The sequence below is a fragment of the Mycobacterium sp. TH-M25 genome, from assembly GCF_057473665.1.
Genome location: NZ_JBYCLA010000612.1, coordinates 1 through 4,867, shown reverse-complemented (window position 1 = coordinate 4,867; position 4,867 = coordinate 1). Strand labels below are relative to the sequence as shown.

Sequence of the window (4,867 nt, the reverse complement as noted above, 5' to 3'; positions counted from 1 at the left end):
CGACGGCACCGAGGTCAACACGATCGACACCGCGCTGGCTCCGGCGCCGGTGTACCTCAGCGCACTCGGTATCAGCGGCCTGACCGCGTACTTCGGGCTGCTCGACGTCGGCAAGCCCGAGCCGGGCCAGACCGTGCTGGTCTCCGGAGCGGCCGGATCGGTGGGCAGCATCGTCGGCCAGATCGCCAAGATCAAGGGATGCCGCGCGGTCGGCGTCGCCGGTGGCGAGGACAAATGCCGCTGGCTGGTCGACGAGGCCGGATTCGACGCCGCGATCGACTACAAGACCGCCGATGTGCGCGCAGAGCTCAAGGCCCACGCCCCGGACGGCGTCGACGTGTACTTCGACAACGTCGGCGGGACGACGCTCGAAGCGGCGCTCAACCGACTGGCCCGCGGGGCTCGCGTCGTGTTGTGCGGCGCGGTGTCGCAGTACAACGACACTGCGCGCGGGCCGTCCAACTACATGCAACTGCTGGTTGCGCGCGCATCCATGACCGGGTTTGTCATCTTCGACTACGCGCAGCGCTATCCGGAAGGGGTTGCGCAGCTTGCGAAATGGATCAAGAGCGGCCACCTGCGGTCGCACGAGCAGATCGAGCACGGCGGTGTCGGCGACTTCCCCGACGCGCTGGCCAAACTGTTCCGCGGCGAAAACACCGGCAAGCTTATTTTGGCGCTCGGGGAATAGCCCGGCCGGGCGAACTGGTTAAACACCGCCATGGCTGCCTTGAGCGAGACCCAACGTGAAGAATTCCTGGCCGGCAAGCACGTCGCGGTGTTGTCGGTGGCGGCGACCGACGGCCGTCCGCCGGCCAGCGTGCCGATGTGGTACGGCTTCACGCCGGGCGGGAACATCCTGGTCAACACCGGCGTGGGGGCCCGCAAGACCAAGCTCATCGAGCAGGCCGGCGTGGTGACGCTGGTTGTGCAACGCGAAGACCCGCCGTATCAGTACGTGGTTGTCGAAGGCACCGTCGTCGACACCACGACGCCCGCGCCGCTGGAGTTGCGCGAGGCGATTGCCATTCGCTACCTCGGCGAGGAAGGCGGCCGCGCCTTCGTCCAGGCCATGGCGGATCAGCCGGGAATCCTGTTCACCATTCGGCCCGACCGCTGGATCACCGCCGACTTTTCCGGTGAGCTTTAGCATTCGGGTTTTCCAGCGCGCCCGGCCCGGTCGTGTCGCGGTCGTCGACGCGTCGAACTGTCCTAAGGTAACTGGGTTGTTAGGCAGGAAAACCTGAGGAAGCAGTTCACATGGAACTCGACCGGATCACCAACCCGATGCGGTTGGCCCGGGGATCGCATCAGCCCGGGTCGGGTAAAGGGTGCGCGATGAACGTGATCTCCTACATCAACGGCGACGAGCAGATCACCGACTTCCCGGCGACCTCGGCCCGCCCCTTGGCGTCGTTCGTGCAGTTGTGCAACGACTCGCTGGCTGAGCCCGACGGGTACCTCTCGCCGGAGAACAGTCTGCTGGTGCTCGATCTCGGCTGGCTGACCGTCGGGACCGCTGACGTCGCCGACGCGATCCTGCACATCTGGGTGACCAAGCTGCTGACCAGTCCGCCATGGGGTGTGCTGCGGTATGCCCGCGGGGCGGCGGCCGACGCCATTGCCGAGATCGCGGACCTGCATCGGAGATTCGTCCCCGGTGACGTGCCGTCGATCGTCAGCTGGGACAGTGCGGCCAAAGCGGGCCGCACTGCGTGTGAGGCGTCCGAGGGCGCGGAACTCTATGCGGTGCGGGCCGCCTGTCAGTCGACGTCGCTGGTCGAGACCGATGACTGGGACACCCTGGACGCCGTCACCGGTAACGCTCTGCGCGCGCACCGGTTGGCCAACATGGATGCCGGTGCTGCACCGATTGTGGACGTGACCCGCAACGCGATCCGCTCGTGGCGGCGGCTCGCCGGCTTGAGCGTGGTGGGCAACGACCCGATCCCGGTGGCTGTCTCGGCTTAGCCGAAGCGAACCTGCCCACTCACAGCGGCGGGGCATCCAGGGTGAGGCTGAACAGGGCGTAGGCCATGCAGAACAACAGGTTCAGCGTCACGAGAACCATGCCGACGAAAAGAAGTGAACGAGTGCCGCGACGCTTCATGCGTCGGACCTTCGCGCTCAACTCGTCGCGTCTCAGCTGCGCCACGATCAGCGCGAACCTGAAATCCGTGACCTCGGCGCAGGCGACGGCCGAGCCGGCCAACATCTGCCGGATCCGATCCGGCGGCGTGCTGACGCCGACACGTGCGAAGCGACGGCTGAGCCGTCGTGCCTGTCTCCGGCCGGCGAGATGACCACCGACCCGCAATCGCTGCGGTAATTGCCCACGTTGGTTTCGCCAGGGGGTATTTGGCGTCATCACACGCCGAAGTCTAGCCAGGCCGCGTCGGATATCGGAAGGTTCACGTGCACAGCGCCGGCGGAAATTTCACCGGCCGCGCAGCGACGGGCACGGCGAAATTTCGCGCAACATCACCGGGTGGAGCAAACTAGAACCTGTTACAGTTTTTGGTCATGGGCCGCAAGCGTGTCGTCGTCGCGGGCTTGGGTGACGTCGGCATCCTGGCGGCGATGCGGCTCGCCAAGCATTTCGAGGTCGTCGGCGTCTCGGTCAAGCCCGGTCTGGTCAGCGGCCAGGAACTCGGGGTTCGGCTGGCCCGCCCGCGCGATTGGGCGCGCGACTACTGGATCCCCTTCGACCGGTTCCGTCGGCTGGACCGCGTGCGGATCATCCAGGGTGCGCTGACCGGCGTGGATCTGGCCGGGCGGACTGTATCCGGGAAGGGCGAAGACGGCACGCCGTTCGTCGAGGGATACGACGCGCTGATCGTCTCGACCGGTGTCAGCAACGGCTTCTGGCGCCGGCCGACCCTGCAGTCGCCCGCGGACGTCGGGGCCGATTTGCACGCCGATCACCATCGCCTGGCCAACGCCGAATCCGTGGTCGTCGTCGGCGGCGGTGCGGCCGCGGTCACCAGCGCGGTGAACCTGGCAACCACCTGGCCGGACAAGCGGGTAGACCTGTATTTCCCCGGCGATCGGGCGCTGGCCGACTACCACCCGCGGGTCTGGCAGCGGATCAGCCGCCGCCTGGCCGGCCTCGGCGTCGGCCTGCACCCGGGCCATCGCGCCGCGCTGGTCAACGGCTTCGCCGGCGACGAGATCACCAGCGGCGGCGTCGACTGGAGCACTGGGCAGGCCGCGGCGTCGGCCGACGCGGTGCTCTGGGCGATCGGGCGGGTGCGGCCCAACACCGAGTGGCTGCCGCGCGAACTGCTCGACCAGAGCGGCTTCGTCCGCGTCGATCGCGAACTGCGGGTGCCCGGTCACCCGGAGGTGTTCGCGGTCGGCGACGTCGCGGCCACCGACCCGCTACGCAGCTCGGCCCGCAATCGAGGCGACGCGCTGGTCGCGCGTAACGTCCGCGCCGAACTGGGCGGCGGCCGCCCGGGCAGCTACCGTGCGCCCGGCCGCCGGTGGGGCTCGGTCCTGGGCATCCAGCCCGACGGCCTGGAGGTTTTTCTTCCCACCGGTCAGGCCGTCCGCATCCCGTCATGGCCGGTCGAGCGGGTGGTCATGCCGCTGATCGTGCGCCGCGGGATGTACGGCGGGGTGCGTGAAAATCCGCCGCTGGCCTGACCATCAGCCGCGCTTGCCGCGCACCCACTGGAACGTGCCGATGCTTTTGACCCGCACGCTGGCGAAGCCGTGCGCTTCCAGGATGTCGCCGACTTCGTCCTCGCCGAAGATGTGCGCGCCGCCGGTGGGCAGCGCTCGCCACAGGTCAACCGGCGGACGCAGGGTGGGAATCATGACCGCCAGCCGCGCACCGGGCTTGAGCACACGGGCGATCTCGGCAAGCGCCGCCGCGGGTTCGGGGACCAGTTGCAGCACCGCGACCGAGATCGCGGCGTCGAACGTCGCGTCGCGGAACGGAAGCTTCTGCGCGTCCGCGCGCAGGAAGCCGACCTGGGGTCCCGCTGCGCTGCGCACCGCGCGCGCCAGCATCGGCTCGGAGATGTCGATGCCCAGCGCGAGCCCGTCCGGACCCGCGGCATGGGCCAGCGAGGTGGTGACGGACCCGGGACCGGAACCGACGTCGAGAGCGACCCCGCCTTCCGGGATGTTCAGCCACTCGACGGGGAGCTGCATGGCGGCGATGAACCGCCGGGTCAGCGCTTGGGCGTTGTCGTAGACCAACGATCCGATCGGCGATGCCCAGGCTGCCTGGATGGCGCCGTGGTTCTTGGCTACGTCGTCGGTGGTGCCGAGCAGGTCCAGATAGCCGTTGCTGACAGCTGGCTCGGCGGGCGGATCGGCGAGCAGTTCGAGTGCTCTGCTCAGGGCTGGTGGCAGGGTGGTCTTCAGTTCGGTCATGTCCCGTTCCTTCGATGAAAGATCAATTTTCACAACCGTTTACGCGCTTGCATCCGAAGTCTACGCTGCGTCGTCGGATGCCCGCTTCGGCCGCAGGTCAAGACCCGCCGGGTCGGGGCCGACATCGAAAAAAACAAGTTGGCTACGGGTGGTGTCCCACCGTGGTGATGGTCAGCGTGTCAGCACCAGGTCCATACACCCACCAAATGCGCCAGGCAGGCTGCCTCGTGCGATCGCGTTCAACGCATTGGCGACCCACGACGACTTGTCGCTCCGGCCCGTTCAGCGCTCGGCCGTGAAGTCGCGCTCTAGGTCGCAGACGCTAGGGTCTGGTGGTGACTTCAACGTGGTCGCCGAGCCGACTCGGCAACCTGTCCGACAAGCGCATCATCGTGACCGGAGCTACCAACGGCGTCGGTCTCGGGACCGCGCGTCTGCTCGCCGGCACCGGTGCGCATGTGATCCTCGCCGTCCGCAACAC

6 protein-coding genes and 1 pseudogene are annotated in these 4,867 nt (G+C 67.8%); 5 read left to right on the top strand and 2 right to left on the bottom strand.

What is annotated here, in order from left to right:
* The 3 genes from AC2VOU_RS20400 to AC2VOU_RS20390 all read left to right on the top strand — a co-directional run.
* A partial coding sequence (locus tag AC2VOU_RS20400; RefSeq protein ID WP_486958998.1) for an NADP-dependent oxidoreductase occupies nt 1–691 on the top strand: 691 nt, incomplete at its 5' end.
* 30 nt (nt 692–721) lie between these two features.
* The gene (locus tag AC2VOU_RS20395; protein ID WP_486958997.1) at nt 722–1,150 is read left to right on the top strand and encodes a pyridoxamine 5'-phosphate oxidase family protein; all 429 of its coding nucleotides are present in this window, start codon (nt 722–724) and stop codon (nt 1,148–1,150) included.
* A gap of 110 nt (nt 1,151–1,260) precedes the next feature.
* The gene (locus tag AC2VOU_RS20390; protein ID WP_486958996.1) at nt 1,261–1,971 is read left to right on the top strand and encodes a hypothetical protein; all 711 of its coding nucleotides are present in this window, start codon (nt 1,261–1,263) and stop codon (nt 1,969–1,971) included.
* A gap of 19 nt (nt 1,972–1,990) precedes the next feature.
* Here the strand turns inward: AC2VOU_RS20390 and AC2VOU_RS20385 are convergent, their stop codons facing one another.
* Nucleotides 1,991–2,215 carry a hypothetical protein gene (locus tag AC2VOU_RS20385; protein ID WP_486958995.1) on the bottom strand — a complete coding sequence of 75 codons (225 nt, stop codon included), beginning with the start codon at nt 2,213–2,215 and terminating at the stop codon, nt 1,991–1,993.
* Nucleotides 2,216–2,523: 308 nt separating this feature from the next.
* Here AC2VOU_RS20385 and AC2VOU_RS20380 point away from each other — a divergent pair, with 308 nt between their 5' ends.
* On the top strand, nt 2,524–3,648 hold the full coding sequence (locus AC2VOU_RS20380) for an FAD-dependent oxidoreductase (protein ID WP_486958994.1): 1,125 nt from the start codon (nt 2,524–2,526) through the stop codon (nt 3,646–3,648).
* A gap of 3 nt (nt 3,649–3,651) precedes the next feature.
* Here the strand turns inward: AC2VOU_RS20380 and AC2VOU_RS20375 are convergent, their stop codons facing one another.
* Nucleotides 3,652–4,386: a methyltransferase domain-containing protein gene (locus AC2VOU_RS20375; protein ID WP_486958993.1), complete on the bottom strand. Its 735-nt coding sequence runs from the start codon at nt 4,384–4,386 to the stop codon at nt 3,652–3,654.
* 335 nt (nt 4,387–4,721) lie between these two features.
* On the opposite strand from AC2VOU_RS20375, the pseudogene AC2VOU_RS20370 reads away from it, so the two are divergent.
* Nucleotides 4,722–4,867: pseudogene (locus AC2VOU_RS20370) on the top strand (SDR family NAD(P)-dependent oxidoreductase); the annotation flags it as partial.

What these genes read in the sequence shown, in the direction of transcription:
- AC2VOU_RS20395 (WP_486958997.1), top strand. Translation starts at nt 722, where the DNA reads ATGGCTGCCTTGAGCGAGACCCAACGTGAAGAATTCCTGGCCGGCAAG.
- AC2VOU_RS20380 (WP_486958994.1), top strand. Translation starts at nt 2,524, where the DNA reads ATGGGCCGCAAGCGTGTCGTCGTCGCGGGCTTGGGTGACGTCGGCATC.
- AC2VOU_RS20390 (WP_486958996.1), top strand. Translation starts at nt 1,261, where the DNA reads ATGGAACTCGACCGGATCACCAACCCGATGCGGTTGGCCCGGGGATCG.
- AC2VOU_RS20375 (WP_486958993.1), bottom strand. Translation starts at nt 4,386, where the DNA reads ATGACCGAACTGAAGACCACCCTGCCACCAGCCCTGAGCAGAGCACTC.
- AC2VOU_RS20385 (WP_486958995.1), bottom strand. Translation starts at nt 2,215, where the DNA reads ATGTTGGCCGGCTCGGCCGTCGCCTGCGCCGAGGTCACGGATTTCAGG.